This is a genomic window from Brucella pseudogrignonensis, from assembly GCF_032190615.1.
GTDB classification, from domain to species: Bacteria; Pseudomonadota; Alphaproteobacteria; order Rhizobiales; family Rhizobiaceae; genus Brucella; species Brucella pseudogrignonensis_B.
Genome location: NZ_JAVLAT010000007.1, coordinates 1 through 16,467, shown reverse-complemented (window position 1 = coordinate 16,467; position 16,467 = coordinate 1). Strand labels below are relative to the sequence as shown.

The following is a 16,467-nucleotide window of genomic DNA, read 5'->3' as shown; positions in this document are numbered from 1 at the left end:
ACTGGAGCGGCTGGGACAGGGATACCATCATCGACATCTGTCTCAGATGACACAGGTGCCTCGCCCTCTTGAGAGCTATCCCACTGATATGCGGTTGATGGCATGGACTGCACTTGAATGGTTGCGCCTTGCAGAATACCGCCTTCACCGATAATGAACTTGAAGTCTAGCACCTCGAAGACGCTATCGATCCCAAAAAGGGAATAATGAATGCGAATGAAGCGCTCTCCAAATGCTGCTAATCCCATCAGGTTAGTATTGAAGGTGCCAACCCAATTCGGATTTGCACGAAACCATTCAAGCTTCATCAAGCGACGCGCCTGACTGTGCGATGGAGCCATGTTGAATTGAACGTCTTTGGCCTCTTCACCGCGCTCTGATACAGCATCCTCATCCGCCCAAGGATCCGCATCCGTAGACTGATAATCTTGTGTAGGATCCAGAAACGTAGCGCGAATGGTGTTCGCAGTCGTCATAACATCTCGACCGCGACCCACATCAGAAAAGCCCGTAATTGCATCAGCTGTGAGGATGACTGTCGGCTCTGCCCATTCGCCTATGTCAAGCGTTAACCCACCGTCTGGAGTTGGAACCAAACGACCATCGCAGCAAGCCAGCATACGCCCCAGAACATCAGCAGGACGCTCATTGAGCTGGTATGATCCCCAGAGGCGATAACGCGGCTCAGTGCCACCAGCTGCGAGTTCAATGGCTTGTCCTGCGCGATTATACGCTGCGACCCAGCCGGCTTGAGCTAAAGGCGTTGTGAATAGGCTTTCCGGCAAGCGCATGCCGTCACTGTGCGTCATGAAATCCCGAATGATGGATGCTGCATTGTCATCCCATGCAACGACACCTGTGCTGGGGTTTTTCACCTTGGAGGCGCGAATAACCAGCCGATAATTAGTGTTCACGCCATTGGGGAAGTATGAAAGGTAATCATCGTCATTGACGGCATCCTGCATGGCATAAAGCGATGCAATGCCATCGCCACGATGATCAGACGTCCATTCTGTAAAGGTCGAAGTCAGGCTTTGATAATTTGTCTCAGTTGGCAGACCTAAACGCACCTGAATGCGCAAATCCCACCAATCTCCCCATGGCCCGGTTCGTACCCATCCATCCGCATCAACAACAACCTGATGGTCATCAATCCAGTATTCCTCGACAGCGTCAATCTCTCCTTGATTGACCGCCAGCACTTTATGGAAGATGCCTTGCTTGGCTTCCGCGAATATCCATGCACCAGAGGTTTTGACCCGACCATAGTGACGAACACGAACGGGCGTTGCTTGCCGCACCTGCTGTTGAACATCTTCAGGTTTTGGTTGGGATGGCCGAAAGAGGGAGGAGGCAAGATATGAAAAACCTAGCGATAGAGCCAACCCACCTAATGTCGTACCCGCAAACATAGTGATTGCCGCAAGACCTGTCTGCAAAGCAGCACCGATTACGCCAGTACCTGCAATCGCTGCAATCAATCCAGAAATCGCTACTGGCATTGAATTCTCCAAGCTTTCCAGATTGCATCGAGCGGTGCACCGATCAATCCGGTTTCATCATGAGAAAACCAGATCGTTTCGGCATGTATAGCCACACACAGTTTTTGATTATGGATAATCAGACCAACATCACCGCATACCGGCGATGCCGTCTTTTCAAACCCTTGCGAGCGCATGGCGCGGTTCACAAGTATGGGAAAGCAACCCCGCACAGACAGGATTGCCGAAGCTTCCGCTTCATCTCTGTATTGCCGACCCATCCACGCGAGAGGTGACAACCCGGTACGGTTTCGCACCCATCTGTCAGCAGTCGAGACACAATCGGTCTCGCCCCAGCGGAAGGGCTTTCGCGCTTCGGCAGCAACAAATTCATCAATGTGCATGAGATCAGTAGTCGGGATACTTAAAGGATTTAAAAAGCAGTGAACCGACAAACTGGCAGAACTTATCACCACCTGAACGGCGTTGCTGATCGCGGTCGGTGTATCGGCCAAAGGCCGGACGCGAGCGGTTGAAGAATGCATTTTCAGCAGTCATCGAAATTGACTGAATAGCGCCTTCAGATCCCTGCATTTCGGTCCGACTAATACGCGGCGGCTGCATGAAGCCCCACCAGATCGGAGCAGGCGTTCCCAAAGGTTGCCATTCCTCGTCAAATAGCTGGATCGACACGACCACTATGCGTTGATCGACCTCATCATTTGCGTTGAGCGCAGCGGCAAGGAAATTCAGCGTCGTATCCGGCAATCCGCTCAGTTGGAATGTCACATTCTGTGCAGCTGTCGTTGAAGACATTCCAAGCCCATCCACCAAACCAAAGCCATACATCGGCTCATATCGGTTCCCGCCTGTCTCAAGTGCGGTATTGCCGTTCCATACTCGCATGGTTTCAGAGGCAAAACGAAACTCAACAAGCAAATCCAGTCGCACTTGGCGCTTAGAAAATTCAATGAGTTCTGCGCTCGTAAAAAAAGCCATCACACGTCCTCAATGAAATTGACGGTGTGGAAAGACCATGGAGCGACTAAGTCTAGATCCATGTCCATTTCCGCATCGCTTGCGAGACGCATTCGGCAAATTGGATTATCGAATTCCATCTCAGTACCCGCAGAAACAGCTTCACGCGCAGGAGGCCTGAAAGTGATGGCTGCTGACTTGTCGCCCGTCATCTGTACGGTACGGATACGATACATGCGCTCACCGACTGAGAAATCCTGCCCCGGTTGCAATTGACCTGCCGTAACAAGGGCGACATTTGCTGTTGTGCCACGCAATGGAATGTTGCTGATCAAGCGAATATCGATGGCGCGAGAGCGATATAGGCCAGCGTCACTAAAGGGGCTGGTATCGGAATGCGGAACGCCCTTAAGCAGGCTGCTCCAATCCGGCTCGTATGGCTGATAAGCACCACAGCGCGGGAGAAGGATTGGATGCAACTTGCCTTCAAGCAGCATGGCTATCGCACGGTATGCCAGAACCGCTGATGAACCACGTTTGATGATGATATCTGCAAATGTTGCCTTCCATATACCAGCATCAGACGCGGAAACCTGAGATAAACCGGACACACTCGACGGCCCCGCCAATGTGCGCGAGGCAATATTGAATGATGCTCGTTTGGGCTTAAGCACAGAACGAGGCCAAATAGGTGTCACCATTACATGGCCTCACATGTTTCTTGTTTGAGCGTCGGCTATCATTGACGGTAGCGACTGCTGAACGGTTCGGGTGCTTTGCTGAACAGAAACCTGTACAATCGCACCGGATGCCGTCTGAATTCGCTGATCGGCGATTTTAGCCATTCGCCCACTGTCATCTTGCAACATGATGCGTATTGTTTCGTTTGAACCCTGCCCCCGCATACCTTTGATACCGGGCGCGGTCGGTGCATTTGATGTTGGCAACGGGCCGACATAACCACCGTTGGCATAGCCTTTCAGGCCACGGCGCATCGCATCCAAAGCGGCAGGCCCACCAGCTGCGCGAACCGCGTCTTGGTCAAAGACATATTCGCCTTTATGAACCACGCCAGCCGGTTCGTATTTTCCACCAGAGCCAGTATAGCCGCCTTTGTCGAAACCAAGCAGCTTGCCAATACCGCCGAATATCCCCGACCCACCGCCGCCGAAGATGCCAGCCAGTGGACCTTTGCCAAGCAAGGTTGCCTGCATGACGGCCTCAATGAGCGTATTCAGGAATTTATCAAGCGCCGAATTGCCGGTTTCAATGGCCGGGATCATCGACTGAAAAGCATCCATCATGGAGCCTTTCAAGAAGTCCGACAATTCACGCGCATGCTCTTGGCTTTCTGCGAGCTTATTAGCTTCAACCGTGGCATTGGCATAACCTTCTGCCAAACCCTCAATCTGCTCTTTCAAAGCTGGGGTAATTTCAATCCCAGCTTTCTTGGCAGCATTCAACAGTTCTTGCGTGGCGCGGGCCTTAGTGATTGCGTAATCGTAATCATCAATCAGTGGGTTAATCTGGGCTTGAGCTGCCGTTTCTGCCTGTAGGGATGCTGTGCGCTCTTTGATCTGCTCGATTTCGCGCTGTAGTTCATCAGGTCGAGACCTACCTCCACCTTTGCGCCCCTTGCCGCCACCAGACGATCCGCCTGCTCCACCATTTGACGAACCGCCGCCGCCTGAACTTCTTGTCGGCGCAACTAGGTCGTTATCTTTACTATTGGCAGTCCTTTCCCTCGCTCTGGCATTTGCAGACTGTCGCCAATTCTCGCCAAGCTTCCCAAGGTGATCTTGAGCGGCTTTTGTCAAAGCCTTGCCATATGCATCGCCAGCAGCCTTACCAGCTCCCGCGAATGAGTTATCAAGCCTACCAAGATTTACTGTCATATCTTCTGGCAGTATCGGTGCGACGCCGACAAACCGGTCTAGGGCATTCAACGCAGATGCAACGCGGTTGATGCCATTTAAAACTGTTTGAAGCCCGCTTTCTATGCCTGCAATCATCGAGTTCATGGCATTAATGACGGCTTCGGCAACAGCACCGGGCAGCTTAGTAAATGTCGTTACGGTGGTATCGTAGAGAAGGCCAACAGCACCGATAATGTTATTTGCTGCACCCTTGGTTGTTTCCCAAACATCTTCCCAGCTAACCTCATTGCCGCCTAATGCATCGGATATCAGGTTTAGCGCCCCTAGAAGATCATCGCGAACAAGTGACGCAACATCCATTGCGCCCTGACTGATGGTTTCCCATGCTACCGAGGCGTAATCCTGAAGATTAGCCATATCGCCTGCAATCGGCTGGATCTGGTCACCGAACGCCGAGAGAGCGAACGTAGCCGAGCTAATCGCGGTAATCAGAAGCAAGAACGGGTTAGTTGCAACCATCGTCGCGCCTGCCAGCGCCACTCGTGCCATCGCCGGAACATACTGCCCCAGAAGAACTGTCGCCGCTGCCGCTGCTGCTAATGCAACATGCTCGAAGTTATCACCGACAAAAACCAGTCCTTGCGCGATAGTAGCAGAAACGCCAGACGCCTGATCCATTGTCCCGACGAACTTCAATAAGCCGTTGGCGACCTTCTGAAACCCGTCAGATATAGTTGCAGGCATGCTCTCGGCTTCGGCTGTCAGTTCCTGCAAGCGCGTGGTCAAAGCCTTGTAGATCACGTCACCGGTGATCTTGCCTTCCTTGCCTGCTTCGCGAAGCTGATTGACACCAATGCCGAGCTGGGCGGCAAGCACTTCGGCAACACGTCCACCAACTTCAATCACCGTATTCAGGTTGTCGCCTTGAAGCTTACCCGCCGCCATCGACTTGCCGAGAGCGTCAATCACACGAGCTGCGCGATCAGACTTAGCGCCTGACACCACGAGCGCGTTATTCAATGCTTCGGTGTAATCAAGCTGCTGATTGGTATTGTAACCAAGCTCTTTGAGAGCGCCCGCATTTGTGAGAAAGCTTTCAGCCGTGTTTTGCATACCGGAATAGGTGCGCTGCGCCATGTCATAGATACGCTCCATTACCTGAGGAGCTTTATCCATATCCCCGACAGCAAGGCCTACACGAGAGGACAAATCAGTCCAAGTGTCAGCCATACGCTGGATTTCACTTACACCAATGCCAAGGCCACCGATCGCAGCACCAGCACGAAGCATATTCTGAAATGAACGACTGATGTTGTCGTTCATCGTGGAAAAGCGCTTCTCGATCTGGCGAGCGCGTTGATTAGCAACGCCATTTGCCCGGTTGAGCGCCTTTTCAAAAGAGGCCGTGCGGGCCTCCATAGCCACGACAAGGCGTTCAACGTCAGTCGCCATCAGAAGCCCTCAATTCCAAGTTCTGCAAGTTGATCGTCGCTCATACCGGGAGCGGCTTTTTCTTCGGTCGCATTGGCGGCTTTGAAGCCTTCAACCGCACAGCGAAATTCCCAAAGCGTCATCTTGCCGATGTCGCGATGGATTATTCCGGCCCATTGGTAGAAGCGGTTGAATTTCCACTTTCCGCGCGGGAGCGGGTTCGGGTCTTCTTCGCCCCCGCTTTCCGCTCCCCCGGCTGATCATCCTCATCGCCAAAGAGTGCAACCATCAACACAGCCTGCGCAGTCAGCACTGACAATGTGAGCGGTCGATCTTCAACGAATTTCTGGACAAGCTTACGAGCGGCTTCTTTTTCCATGCCGCCGCCTTCAAGACCGAGGCGGATAGGCTGGATCACATCATCAATGAACCATTGCTTGGAAGTGAGCCGCATCAATATCCATTGCGGCCCTGCATCGCATTTGTCTTGCAGGGCGCGAAGGTGTACAAGGCGGAGTTCAAAATCATGCTCTCCGCCAGCCCATGTGAGAGCCTTCGCCATTACGCAGCCTTAGCGGTACGGGTTGGCAATCCGTCGAACTGAATTTCGATTTCAGCCGATACCTTTTGGCCTTTTTCAACGGCATTGTTGAGGTACACGAGGATCGCTGATCCTGTTTCATATTCTGTGTCACCAACAGCAGAATTGACGTGCTGAACACGAATTGTCTTCTTACCGCCCGAATACCACCAATCAAGCATCATTTGATGGCTCTGGCTGGCCCATACGCCAGTACCTGAGATTGTAACTTCCGAGGACTGAACAGCACGTTCAACAACAGCTGGCAGGCTTTCATCTTCACAATCGGCGGGTACTTCCGTTGTCTGCATGTTGTGCTGGCGGTTGATACCGCGCTGTGTGATGCCGCAAATCTTCGAGAAAGTACCCTCGACATCTGTTTCAATCTCAACAACAAGATGCTGAAATTCTGCGGTAATTGGCTTAACGGCCATGTTATTTCTCCATGCGAAAACGGGCCAGCAATACGCCAGCCTTGATAGGGCTTGAGGCCCGGTTTCAGGTGATTGGGCTAAGCCCGTTTACGGCCTTTCAGGGCGCGTTTCTGATCGCGTGTCGGGCTTGCGACCGCTTCGGCCCAGCCTTTCGATACGCAGTAATCAATGAAGTCTTGCGGACGTTCTTGCGGTTCCGGCGAAGCCTTGGCGTTGAACGAATACCGGCTGCGAGGACGCGACCAGTTGCATTCCACTTTAAAGATTGCCCAAGCCATTATTTCGCTCCGTCTCTGACTGCTTTGCGCATCTGGCGCGTAACCCTGCCCCGGACACGCTTTCGCAACGTGCGCCATGATGGGAAGAAATACGGGCTGGCCTTCATGTGCTGGGTGCCGAACTCTTGAAGTCTGGCAAGCTGGAATTGCTCACGTTCACCAACCATCGTTGACGTATCGCCAGCGTAGATCGTGATCACCAAACCGTCGCGTGTCGGTGCTGACTTGCCGAGGACCATTGAGCCTTTCGGCGCATCGCCCCACGTCCAGTTGATCGTCTGTGCAAGTGCACCCGTATCTTTCGGTGCCAATCGACGCATCATACTGACGACTTCGCCAGCACCTTGCTCCATTGCTTTGATCGTCGCATCGAATACAGCCTGCGGAATGGTCTTAGTAAGCTTTCGCTTGAGCCGGTCTAAGCCCTCAACCATCTTCCCATTCCTCGTCAATCAGTCCGGTGACTTGCACAATGCCATGAGCGGTTATACCGTCTGGATCATCCAAAACACGCGACAATTCGATATTAAGACCCACAAGAGCGCCGCTTAACAGCTCACCAGTGGTGTTTCTCAAAGCGCCTACAATGGCGTCAACAATCTCTTTGCACGGCCATTTCCGGCCATTCTTGCGCACCCAGCAATCAATCTGGATTGTTTCTTCACGGCTATTGATGCAATCAGCATCATCGGTGCGAAAATCACTCGCGCCCATCGAGATATATGGAAATGTCGGCTTTTCAGGTGGGCCGTCATACACACGATCACCGACAAGTGCCGAAACCTTCGCGTTGGCCTTGAGCGTGGAAATAATCAGGTCTTGGAATGAGACGGAAACACTCATGTCGCCACCCCGCTTTCCGCTGTAATTTCCATAAACTGCCGATCCTCGGTCGGGACAATTGCCCTGATCTGGTACTCGGTTCCGGTGCGCGCATCACGCATACCGTCATCAGTGGTCAAAGCTGCCGTCTGGCTACTTCTGCGCACCGTGACAACAACCGGCTGCTTACCCGTCAACCTTGCCGCCTGAACCGTTTCCCCTCCCCGCAGATACCGGATATTGCCGCGGACTGTGAAATCGGTCGGGGTCGGCTCGAAACCACCATGCCCGTCCGGCACTTCGGTGATGGTGCTGAAGGTGATAGATGAACGAAGTTGCCCTGATCCTAATCTAGCCATGATTACACCTTCGGACGGCGAAACGGCCAGATAAGAGCTTCATAGGCTTGATTGCTCTCAATCCGTGGGCCTTCTGGGTCGCCTCGGTATGAGTACATCAGCCCAACATGCATCAGGATTGCCGCCTTGAGAGAGGCTGGCACGTCTGCCGGGGCTGTCCCTGCCTTGTATTCGATAGTGACCGCATCGGCGCGGGCTACAGTAGCGGGCCACGAGTTACCGTAAGCGAGCGAAAGAACTGTTCCGCAGGCATAGTCCAGCGTCTTGTAGGAGGCCTCTGAAACGGTTTTCTCCACATTATCGGTGTCGAAGTACTTCACGGCCTCAACGCTAGCCACTGGCCCCATACGCAGCCGCAGGAAGCTATTAAACGAGCAAAACGATTGCTTCCACGTCTGAGTGACAAGCGCGATGTTAAGCGTACGCTCAAGATGATCGGTCGCGGCCTGAATAAAGCGCGTGATCTGGTTATCATCATCGGTGAAACCCGACACAATCAGATGTTGACGAGCTTCTTCAAGCGATACCGGTAGGTCTGCTGGCGCTTGTGTGCGGACAGGAAGCAGCATTTATCAACCGCCTTTGTTCTTTTCTGCCCGACCTTCAGCCTTATTCTTCGGCTTTTCCTCGGACTTTTCCTTCAAAACGCCATTCTTCACCAAATGCGACACATCAGTTTCGGATGCCTGTCGTTCATCGCCGGGTTCATAGAATTTATCACCCTGATGACGGCGTAAAACTTCATAGGTTTTCATGGCAATCTCCTTCAGATCAAGAAACGGGCAGCGTTAACTGCCCGTCGATTTGATCAGAACTTATTCGCCGCCACCCGGAGCCGCGTTCACATCGCCGTAGATGAACGCTTCTGGACGATAGACAGCCAGAGCGAGACGTTCTTCAGCAAGGATGGTGACAAGGTTCTTGATGAAGTCGTCTTCATTCTCAGTTGCGACTTCAACACGTGCCTGCCAGCGGTCGAAAATCTGCGCACCAAGCTTGAACGCACCGGTGAGGAACTTACCAGCCGCAACCGCCTGAGTGGTGACAACAGGAAGGCCCCAAAGAGTAGGCGAAAGCGTACCCTGCGGATTGCCGATGATGTAACGGCCCTGAGTGTCCTTGAGCAGTTCAATCGACGTCCAATCAATCGGATTGAGGACATGGCCGGTTGCTGGATATTCAGCAAGCGCCGCCTGAAGCATCGCCACACGAAGACGATCAATGCCGGTAACAGTTGCTGGCATGGTTGTCCCGGCAGGGATAGCGAACGCTGTCGACTGCGGGATGATGCCGAGCAGGTTCTGGCCTGTGCCGTCACCGTTGAGAAGCTGGTTTTCTTCAACGTATGCCAGACCGTACAGCAAGCGCTGATCAATGATCGAGCGAAGCTGTGACACGTCAGACAGCACCTGACGGGAAGCCTTCATCCAGTGTGCAATGACCTTGGCAGAGGTCGTTACCAGCTCGAACTGAATATCCGAGTTTGGCTTTGCCGCACCTTCAGCCACGCCAGCGGCGCGGTTGTTGAAACCCTTTTCCTTGACGTATTCCAGTGAACCGCCGTCCATCTGACCCTGCGAGAGCAGATCACGGATAGTCAGACGGCGCTGGGGCAGCTCAAGAATGCCGGGAAGTCGGGTGGTCTGAATTGCAGCGCCAACGGAACCGGCGGCGTTCGTGGTTGCCGTGGTCAGCGTGGCCTTGGTCTGAATGTCGATGCGACCGCGAGGGTTCGCCTGACCGAGAAATTCCTTGACCTTGTCGTTTTCAACGAACTGCTCACCAATCGACTTTTCCCGGTCGCCTTCGCCACCGCCGCGTGCTGCCTTCTGCTCGAAATCGTCAAGACGTGCCTTGAGTTCATTCATGGCGGTAAGGCTTTCGTCAGCCTTTGCCTTGAGGCTCTCGCTGATGTCGCCATTCTTCTTGGCTTCAGCCACGGCCTGTTCAGCGATTTCCTTGACGCTGTCAAACTTCTTCTCGAAGTCAGCCTTAACCTCCAGAGCAAGCTGCTCTGCTGTTTTATTGTCGCTCATTGATAATGTCCTTTCTGGACAAAGAGGGTGAGATTTAACCGCGCAATGCTTTTAAGAATGCGGTTGCGTCGCTTGCCTTTTCGCCCTCTGGATCACCCAGAACGGCCTTTGCATAACCATGCGAGGCAATCGCGCATGCCATGCTTTTTGGAACCCCTGCCTCTCGCAAGATGTCCTCAAATTCTTTGATCGGCATGGGGTCGCCATCGCGGAGGCGTCTGGCAAACTCATCCATGCGTTCAGATTTCACTGCCTCGATACGGGCGCGGCGATTGGCTGGGAAAGAAACCGGGGAGATTTCCCGCAGGTCCAATTCATCCAGATTGCGCACATTGCCGTCAGGAGTGGCTTTGATTTCTCGGTACCCGATGGAAAGACCACCGATAGCATTCGCCTTCATGAGCGCATGGACTTCACGAGCCTTCTGCACTTCCATGATCAAGCGGCCCTTACCCCAAAGGCCTTTTGCATCCTCAGCAAGATCATCCCAGATACCGATCGGTTCATTCGGGTTATGCTGCCAAAGCATCAGAACGCTTGTGCCTTCGCGCTTATGCTTAGCGAGACTGCCAGCGAAAGCACCGGGCATTACCCGCTCGCCATAGCTGTCAACATTGCCGTTGACCGAGCCGTAACCCGTAAAGGTGCCGTCTTCCGACAGGTCTTTAACCTGCAAGGCAAAGTCTTTGGTTTTCATCGAGATTATTCCTCGTTGTCGCTCTGACGCGGGGTCAGTTCTCGGTCTGCACCGGCTTCGGTAATGGGCACATTCTGCATCTGCATGCGTGGAACATCTCCGCCCTCGACAGGTGGCAAGTTCTCAAGCTCTCGGACTTCGTTGATCGTCATCGCGCCGATTGCCGTCATCTGCTGGTAGAACCGCGCTCTTCCCGCCGTATCGCCCCGCAGAAGGCCTTCTTGGTTAAATTCTATGATAACCCCTGCCGCCTTATCCGCTGGCGTCAGGAGCTGTTTCATCAGTGCCTGTTCAATGCGCTTCAAACGACGGCGAAGTGTGAACTTCTGAAAGCCGAGTGTTTGCGCTTCAATACCCGATCCCCAACTTGTCGATTTCGATGTGTGACCAACCATATGCGGAGGCACACCGAAGAACCGACAGATTTCCTCAATAGAGAATGAGCGGGTTTCCAGCATCTGGGCATCTTCTGGCGTAATCGTCAGTTGCTGCCATTCGGTGCCGCCCTCTAGGATGATAGGCTTGCCAGCATTGCCGCTTCCGATTTTCGCTGCAAGTTTCTGTTCGGCAAGCTCGCGCTGCTCATCGTTCAGCCACTTCTCGAACTTGAGAACACCAGAAGGTCGCAAACCGTTCTCAAACATCGATCCGGCTGATCTATCCGCTGCCTGCGATAAGCCAAACACACGGCGACCGAAGTAAAGCGTCGACGCTCCGCCAAGTGGGTTGCCGCCGAAACCACGGATATGCAGGATTTCGCGATCTGTGGCTTCGTTCGCCTTGCCGTCCTCAGTCCACTTGTAAATCAGATCGCCGTTGGACTTCTTCTGAACGCTCATCAGCGCCGGAAGAATAGGAGTTAAGACCCGAACATTACCATTTGATCGATTGACACGAGCGTAACCATTGCCCCAAAGCTCAACCGATGCCGCCATGAAGTCCCAGAAGTCAACCGCTGTCTGGTCGTAATTCGGGCTGTCGTGCAGCACAACATAGAGTGGGTGATCGCTTGCGACCTCGCGTGATCCGTCAGCACTCTTGCGATAAACCATAAGCGGCAACGACGAGATTGTACCTGAAATCAGGTTCACACATGCCCACACCGCAGACAGTGCAAGAACATTCTTTTCAGTGATGATCTCCCCGGCCCCGCCGATGCTGTCACCCGGATACCAAGCGTCAGGCTCACGAACGGTCAGGTTCCGCTTAACAGGCGTATCGCCAACGAAACCATTCAGCATCTTTCGCAATAGGTTCACGCTGCACCTGCCAAGCTCTTGAAGTAATCATCCATGCCATCATGTTCCGTTTCCTGCTGAATAAACCAGCCAAGAGCCATGATTAGCGCCACCGCACCGTCGATCTTGTTTTGAGGCATCTCCTTGCGCGGGTAGACGTTCTCTTTTGCATCGTAATGCCCGACAACATTGCCGATCATCCAGTTCATCACCGCATTTCCGGTGTGATGAATGCGCTGTTCCCGCATGAGAGCATCAAGCGTTTTCGTCGCCTCGCTCATCGTTGCCACTGTTTGCCGATATTCCTCGGCAGGCATTCCATCGCGCTTGAGGTTCTGGATCATCTGCTGCGCTTGCCATGGGTCAGTTGCTACAGCTTGCAGATTTAATCCCGGACCTTCCGCCTTGATGTCATCCTCGATTGAACCGAAGTCGATTGTCTCACCGGCAGTGGCAGTTATGTCGCCCTGCATCTCCCACCCGCGATACATCGGGTGCTTATCTTCTTCTATTGCAACTCTCGGTAGGTAAAAACGTGGGAAAACATAATAATGAGCCTTCCCATCTATCAACCTGCGATAGAGGTTTACACGCGCTGCAATGTCGATCTTACTTGCCAGATCAAGGCCAATGACACATTCGTCGTTGGCAAAGTCTTCCTCAACAAGATCGCGGTCCTCGCATTTGCGCCACCAGTCTGTGTCAAACAGCGCCGAATTAGCGTCAACCCAAACATTCAGATGCTTGGTGAGATAATTCGCCCTTGCTGTTGCAACCTGTCTGGCCTTGCCTGCCGTCTGTAAGACAATCTTAGGATCGACAGACACACCCCAATTCGGGTTTGCCTTCCGCAAAGTTTCTTCTGCAAACGGATCGTCGCCCTCGTCAATGGTGTAAATAATTCCGAATACAGCGTCAGCAGCCTCCCCCGCTACAGTGCCAGCCAGAACATCAAGAACGAACTTCCTGACCTCGTAGCAGATACCGTGCTTGTTGCTGCCTGCCGTGGTGATCATCCACAGCATCGATTGAGGCCGTTTGCCAAGCCCTGTTTCCAGAACATCATAAACATCACGGCTTTTGTGCGCGTGAAGCTCGTCTACGATAGCCAGATGAATATTCAAACCGTCAAGCGTATGCCCGTCAGCGGATAGAGCCTTGAACGCGCTCGATGTTTTCATCTGCACAAGAGACTGTGCACTGACATCGACCTTAAACCGATTGCGATAGGCAGGCATCTTTCTTGCCATCGCCTGTGCATCGCGGAAAACAATGCGAGCCTGATCGCGTGTCGTCGCTGCCGAGTAGATTTCAGCACCGGCTTCACCGTCAAGCGCAAGCATGTAAAGACCAACCGGCGACGAGAAAGATGACTTCCCGTTACCGCGGGGGACTTCCACATAAACGCGACGAAACCGCCTATTTCCGTTACTATCCACCCAGCCGAATGACGTGCTCAAGATGAATAGCTGCCACGGCTCCAAAATCATCAGATCGCCGCGTGAAGCTGACGGGCCTTTGATATGTGGGCATAGCTCGACAAATCGGCAGATGCGCTCTGCCCTTCCGGTATCGAAGTGATAGCCCTTCGGCGGATTAGCCAGATCGTCAAGCTGTCGCTGGCAAGCCTGATAGACATACTTGCAGGCCGGAATAGCGCCTGAAACAACGTCACGGGCGTATTGATGCGCCTTATCTGCGTAGCTCAATGTTGCCTAACGTCAAATTCTGCAAAGGGATCATCATCAGCTTCTTCATGTGGCTGGTGAACCTTGGACCGATCAACCGGCGTTGCGCCTAGTGATGAAACGGCCATGCGGTAATTGCCAAAGAATGAAGCAGGCAGATCGCTTGCGCCTTCGATAATCTGCCCCCTCATGATGCTGACAATCTCTAGTGCCGCTCGGTCCTCGTAGACCAGCCACGGGATTTCATCGACAAAGATTGCCCATGCCTTTTTTGCATTCTTACTCAGATAATCTGGGGCTTTTCCGATACCGCGCCCCGAAGCTTTCGGGTTACTTCTGTCGCGATAACGTTGCGGGTCTTTCTTGTCAGCGCCAGTTAGCGCCGCCTTAGCAAGTGGCGTTTGCGGACGTGGCATTTCAGCCCTTTCACGGGCCTAAACCCTTTTTATGAATTGCGGATGCGTGTAAATGCTTGGGACGCGGGTCTGGCTGACGGTCAGCTGTAGACTTTTACCCCGCCCCGGCCTATCTGACCGCCCCATATCGGGCCACTGAGAGGCGTTTGATCTTTTTTTGATGCATTGCAACACTTCAATCAAAACGCTCGTCTATGCGCCTATATGAAAGCTTCGATCTATCCATCGATCTTTAGGCGCTGTTGGGTATCCATCCTGCCCAACATTGCGATGCTCGATCTTTTTGATCCTGATAGTGTCTGGGCTTCGATAGTGCATTCGTTCTATCGATTGGCATGGACCATCATGGCAGCTGTCACATACTGCCCATAGGTTGCTCTCACTGAAGAACAGGGCTTCATCACCCTTATGTGGTATCAGGTGGTCGCATACTGCCGGTCTTAACCCGCTTGCGCCCTTTTCTGATCTTCCTTCTCTCAGGATCACGCCGCACATCTGGCAGGTGAATAGGTCGCGGACGAGGATGGACCAACGTAGCTTCTGCCATCTCGCTGTCTTGTACCATTGCCTATAGGGCTGTGCTGTATCTCGGTCTGGCCTGTGCGCTCTTCGCCTATCCTTCATGTCCCAGCCTTGGCTTCATCGTGGACACGAGAGGCTTGAGGGTTTTGATCTTAGGCATCTATCCCTCTTGCTTTGATTTGCAAGCCACGGTTTATTCCTGTCGGGTATTGGACGGAGAAACACATGACAATAGTTGAAGCTATTGCCTCAGTTACAGGCGCACTCAAAATCGTGAATGAGCTTCGCTCAATTGACGCGCAATTTGACAAAGCAGAGCTCAAGGCGAAACTGGCCGATGTGATGTCACAGCTAGCGGACGCTAAGATTGGCCTAATAGAAGCAAGCGAAGTCATCGAAGCTGAGAAAAGTGAGGCTAAGCGCCTCAAGTCAGCGTTCGAGTTCCGCGGTAAGCTAGTTGAGTACAACGGTTTCAAGTACGAACCATTTGACGATGGCAGTCCTAAGGGTGAACCTTTTTGCCCAAGGTGTGAACAAAACTTCGGTCGGTTCTACCGTCTCACACAATATCGAGGTGGCGGCTATTCCAACCTCACTTGTCCAGAATGCAAAGCAAACTTCAACACGACAGTTTTTGTTTGGCAAAAGTGACTACCGGGCTTGCCCACTTCACACTGTTGATATGCAAGGCATTGCCCCGGAGCAGCCAGTGTTGCTTCTTCTGCGCGAGTGTAGCTATTGCCTCATCGCCCGGTGGGATGAGTGAAAGGAGTGCCGCTCCCAGAATGGCTAGACAGTTCAATGCGCCTGTGCTGAATTGCCAGCGGGAGGCTCATCATGTTTGAAGATCAGAAAATCGGGGTTACTTGCCCTAAATGCGGACACAAGACCGAGAAGACCATCGCTTGGCTTAAAACTCACGACAAGCTCACCTGCGCCGGGTGTGGGTCTGATGTCGTCATCGACAGTGAACAGCTCTTCGCCGGAATTAAGGAAGCGGAGAAGGTTGTCGCCAAATTCAGGAAATCTATTCGCGGCCTCGGTAAGCGTCGATAGCATCACAGACAGGCTATCTCCATTCAGGGAGATTTTCAGGTCACAAGTTGCCATTACTCTCCCCAAACAGAAAACCCCGCACTAGGCGGGGCTGAATAACAATAAGATTTCAGTTGAATTTGACCACCTTCCGATGTTTCTTATTCGGAAGGGAGGAAACGGGGATGCCTTTCAAAAGTTCAGCTTATAGGGGCGTATTCACACCACATGATCTTAAAGCACTGCAAAATGCATATAGCCGGTGCTGTGATCTTCTGGGCCAGTGTCCAACCACACATGATGGTAAAGACAAGCTTGCCAGATTTGTAATCAGAGCTTTTGAACAAAGTGGCGGTCAGGTTGAATTAACTGCCATACGCGCTGCAAGCTCTTTCACAAATCAGAAATAGTAACCCACCGGGGCGCTCCGAAGCGTGGCGGGTTTTGTTGTCGGTCTATCGCCAAATCGCCATTACTGCTGTCACCCATATGATCTAGTAGACAGATCAGGAACCCTTTCGAGGGTATCTAGCAACCATTAAAGCTGCTTTCTGCCTTTCGTCTCGAGCTTCTGGCTTGCGCCCATTCAAAGCTT

Annotated in this window: 21 protein-coding genes; 1 reads left to right on the top strand and 20 read right to left on the bottom strand. The window is 52.8% G+C overall.

Annotated elements, in window-relative coordinates:
• The 19 genes from RI570_RS21610 to RI570_RS21520 form a co-directional block, all read right to left on the bottom strand.
• Positions 1 to 1,502 (bottom strand): phage tail protein (locus RI570_RS21610; RefSeq protein ID WP_313830835.1); only part of this gene is annotated, 1,502 nt, incomplete at its 3' end.
• On the bottom strand, positions 1,493 to 1,885 hold the full coding sequence (locus RI570_RS21605; protein WP_313826417.1) for a DUF6950 family protein: 393 nt from the start codon (positions 1,883 to 1,885) through the stop codon (positions 1,493 to 1,495). The genes RI570_RS21605 and RI570_RS21610, both read right to left, overlap by 10 nt.
• A gap of 4 nt (positions 1,886 to 1,889) precedes the next feature.
• Positions 1,890 to 2,480 carry a hypothetical protein gene (locus tag RI570_RS21600; protein ID WP_313826416.1) on the bottom strand — a complete coding sequence of 197 codons (591 nt, stop codon included), beginning with the start codon at positions 2,478 to 2,480 and terminating at the stop codon, positions 1,890 to 1,892.
• A complete protein-coding gene (locus RI570_RS21595) occupies positions 2,480 to 3,160 on the bottom strand; it encodes a hypothetical protein (protein ID WP_313826415.1) in 681 nt (226 codons plus the stop codon). Before RI570_RS21595 ends, RI570_RS21600 begins: the two co-directional genes overlap by 1 nt.
• A gap of 9 nt (positions 3,161 to 3,169) precedes the next feature.
• Complete coding sequence (locus tag RI570_RS21590; RefSeq protein WP_313826414.1) at positions 3,170 to 5,788, bottom strand: tape measure protein; 2,619 nt, start codon at positions 5,786 to 5,788, stop codon at positions 3,170 to 3,172.
• Positions 5,788 to 5,910: a hypothetical protein gene (locus tag RI570_RS21585; RefSeq protein WP_313826413.1), complete on the bottom strand. Its 123-nt coding sequence runs from the start codon at positions 5,908 to 5,910 to the stop codon at positions 5,788 to 5,790. Before RI570_RS21585 ends, RI570_RS21590 begins: the two co-directional genes overlap by 1 nt.
• Before the next feature lie 20 nt (positions 5,911 to 5,930).
• Entirely contained in the window at positions 5,931 to 6,329 is a 399-nt protein-coding gene (locus tag RI570_RS21580) for a gene transfer agent family protein (protein ID WP_313826412.1), read from the bottom strand.
• Positions 6,329 to 6,781, bottom strand: a complete 453-nt coding sequence (locus RI570_RS21575) for a phage tail tube protein (RefSeq protein WP_313826411.1) — start codon at positions 6,779 to 6,781, stop codon at positions 6,329 to 6,331. Before RI570_RS21575 ends, RI570_RS21580 begins: the two co-directional genes overlap by 1 nt.
• A gap of 77 nt (positions 6,782 to 6,858) precedes the next feature.
• Positions 6,859 to 7,059 carry a hypothetical protein gene (locus RI570_RS21570; protein WP_313826410.1) on the bottom strand — a complete coding sequence of 67 codons (201 nt, stop codon included), beginning with the start codon at positions 7,057 to 7,059 and terminating at the stop codon, positions 6,859 to 6,861.
• Positions 7,059 to 7,493 (bottom strand): HK97-gp10 family putative phage morphogenesis protein, encoded by a 435-nt coding sequence (locus RI570_RS21565; protein WP_313826409.1) that lies wholly within the window; start codon positions 7,491 to 7,493, stop codon positions 7,059 to 7,061. The genes RI570_RS21570 and RI570_RS21565 overlap by 1 nt, the downstream gene beginning before the upstream one ends.
• Entirely contained in the window at positions 7,486 to 7,902 is a 417-nt protein-coding gene (locus RI570_RS21560; protein WP_313826408.1) for a DUF3168 domain-containing protein, read from the bottom strand. The genes RI570_RS21565 and RI570_RS21560 overlap by 8 nt, the downstream gene beginning before the upstream one ends.
• Positions 7,899 to 8,240: a head-tail adaptor protein gene (locus tag RI570_RS21555; protein ID WP_313826407.1), complete on the bottom strand. Its 342-nt coding sequence runs from the start codon at positions 8,238 to 8,240 to the stop codon at positions 7,899 to 7,901. Before RI570_RS21555 ends, RI570_RS21560 begins: the two co-directional genes overlap by 4 nt.
• A 2-nt stretch (positions 8,241 to 8,242) precedes the next feature.
• Complete coding sequence (locus RI570_RS21550) at positions 8,243 to 8,809, bottom strand: phage head-tail connector protein (protein ID WP_313826406.1); 567 nt, start codon at positions 8,807 to 8,809, stop codon at positions 8,243 to 8,245.
• A gap of 3 nt (positions 8,810 to 8,812) precedes the next feature.
• Positions 8,813 to 8,995 carry a hypothetical protein gene (locus RI570_RS21545; protein ID WP_253177031.1) on the bottom strand — a complete coding sequence of 61 codons (183 nt, stop codon included), beginning with the start codon at positions 8,993 to 8,995 and terminating at the stop codon, positions 8,813 to 8,815.
• A 60-nt stretch (positions 8,996 to 9,055) separates the two neighbouring features.
• Complete coding sequence (locus RI570_RS21540) at positions 9,056 to 10,276, bottom strand: phage major capsid protein (protein WP_313826405.1); 1,221 nt, start codon at positions 10,274 to 10,276, stop codon at positions 9,056 to 9,058.
• A 34-nt stretch (positions 10,277 to 10,310) separates the two neighbouring features.
• Positions 10,311 to 10,973 carry an HK97 family phage prohead protease gene (locus tag RI570_RS21535; RefSeq protein WP_313826404.1) on the bottom strand — a complete coding sequence of 221 codons (663 nt, stop codon included), beginning with the start codon at positions 10,971 to 10,973 and terminating at the stop codon, positions 10,311 to 10,313.
• 5 nt (positions 10,974 to 10,978) lie between these two features.
• On the bottom strand, positions 10,979 to 12,232 hold the full coding sequence (locus RI570_RS21530; RefSeq protein ID WP_313828492.1) for a phage portal protein: 1,254 nt from the start codon (positions 12,230 to 12,232) through the stop codon (positions 10,979 to 10,981).
• The gene (locus RI570_RS21525; protein ID WP_313828491.1) at positions 12,229 to 13,920 is read right to left on the bottom strand and encodes a terminase large subunit; all 1,692 of its coding nucleotides are present in this window, start codon (positions 13,918 to 13,920) and stop codon (positions 12,229 to 12,231) included. Before RI570_RS21525 ends, RI570_RS21530 begins: the two co-directional genes overlap by 4 nt.
• Positions 13,917 to 14,315 carry a hypothetical protein gene (locus tag RI570_RS21520; RefSeq protein ID WP_313828645.1) on the bottom strand — a complete coding sequence of 133 codons (399 nt, stop codon included), beginning with the start codon at positions 14,313 to 14,315 and terminating at the stop codon, positions 13,917 to 13,919. The genes RI570_RS21525 and RI570_RS21520 overlap by 4 nt, the downstream gene beginning before the upstream one ends.
• A gap of 747 nt (positions 14,316 to 15,062) precedes the next feature.
• Here RI570_RS21520 and RI570_RS21515 point away from each other — a divergent pair.
• Positions 15,063 to 15,488 (top strand): hypothetical protein, encoded by a 426-nt coding sequence (locus RI570_RS21515; RefSeq protein WP_313828488.1) that lies wholly within the window; start codon positions 15,063 to 15,065, stop codon positions 15,486 to 15,488.
• 147 nt (positions 15,489 to 15,635) lie between these two features.
• On the opposite strand, the gene RI570_RS21510 is transcribed toward RI570_RS21515, so the two are convergent.
• The gene (locus tag RI570_RS21510) at positions 15,636 to 15,947 is read right to left on the bottom strand and encodes a hypothetical protein (protein WP_313828487.1); all 312 of its coding nucleotides are present in this window, start codon (positions 15,945 to 15,947) and stop codon (positions 15,636 to 15,638) included.
• Between the last annotated feature and the right edge of the window lie 520 nt (positions 15,948 to 16,467).

Excerpts from the sequence above, each read along its gene's own strand:
- RI570_RS21605 (WP_313826417.1), bottom strand. The coding sequence starts at position 1,885 with ATGCACATTGATGAATTTGTTGCTGCCGAAGCGCGAAAGCCCTTCCGC.
- RI570_RS21600 (WP_313826416.1), bottom strand. The coding sequence starts at position 2,480 with ATGGCTTTTTTTACGAGCGCAGAACTCATTGAATTTTCTAAGCGCCAA.
- RI570_RS21595 (WP_313826415.1), bottom strand. The coding sequence starts at position 3,160 with ATGGTGACACCTATTTGGCCTCGTTCTGTGCTTAAGCCCAAACGAGCA.
- RI570_RS21590 (WP_313826414.1), bottom strand. The coding sequence starts at position 5,788 with ATGGCGACTGACGTTGAACGCCTTGTCGTGGCTATGGAGGCCCGCACG.
- RI570_RS21585 (WP_313826413.1), bottom strand. The coding sequence starts at position 5,910 with ATGACGCTTTGGGAATTTCGCTGTGCGGTTGAAGGCTTCAAAGCCGCC.
- RI570_RS21580 (WP_313826412.1), bottom strand. The coding sequence starts at position 6,329 with ATGGCGAAGGCTCTCACATGGGCTGGCGGAGAGCATGATTTTGAACTC.
- RI570_RS21575 (WP_313826411.1), bottom strand. The coding sequence starts at position 6,781 with ATGGCCGTTAAGCCAATTACCGCAGAATTTCAGCATCTTGTTGTTGAG.
- RI570_RS21570 (WP_313826410.1), bottom strand. The coding sequence starts at position 7,059 with ATGGCTTGGGCAATCTTTAAAGTGGAATGCAACTGGTCGCGTCCTCGC.
- RI570_RS21565 (WP_313826409.1), bottom strand. The coding sequence starts at position 7,493 with ATGGTTGAGGGCTTAGACCGGCTCAAGCGAAAGCTTACTAAGACCATT.
- RI570_RS21560 (WP_313826408.1), bottom strand. The coding sequence starts at position 7,902 with ATGAGTGTTTCCGTCTCATTCCAAGACCTGATTATTTCCACGCTCAAG.
- RI570_RS21555 (WP_313826407.1), bottom strand. The coding sequence starts at position 8,240 with ATGGCTAGATTAGGATCAGGGCAACTTCGTTCATCTATCACCTTCAGC.
- RI570_RS21550 (WP_313826406.1), bottom strand. The coding sequence starts at position 8,809 with ATGCTGCTTCCTGTCCGCACACAAGCGCCAGCAGACCTACCGGTATCG.
- RI570_RS21545 (WP_253177031.1), bottom strand. The coding sequence starts at position 8,995 with ATGAAAACCTATGAAGTTTTACGCCGTCATCAGGGTGATAAATTCTAT.
- RI570_RS21540 (WP_313826405.1), bottom strand. The coding sequence starts at position 10,276 with ATGAGCGACAATAAAACAGCAGAGCAGCTTGCTCTGGAGGTTAAGGCT.
- RI570_RS21535 (WP_313826404.1), bottom strand. The coding sequence starts at position 10,973 with ATGAAAACCAAAGACTTTGCCTTGCAGGTTAAAGACCTGTCGGAAGAC.
- RI570_RS21520 (WP_313828645.1), bottom strand. The coding sequence starts at position 14,315 with ATGCCACGTCCGCAAACGCCACTTGCTAAGGCGGCGCTAACTGGCGCT.
- RI570_RS21515 (WP_313828488.1), top strand. The coding sequence starts at position 15,063 with ATGACAATAGTTGAAGCTATTGCCTCAGTTACAGGCGCACTCAAAATC.
- RI570_RS21510 (WP_313828487.1), bottom strand. The coding sequence starts at position 15,947 with ATGGCAACTTGTGACCTGAAAATCTCCCTGAATGGAGATAGCCTGTCT.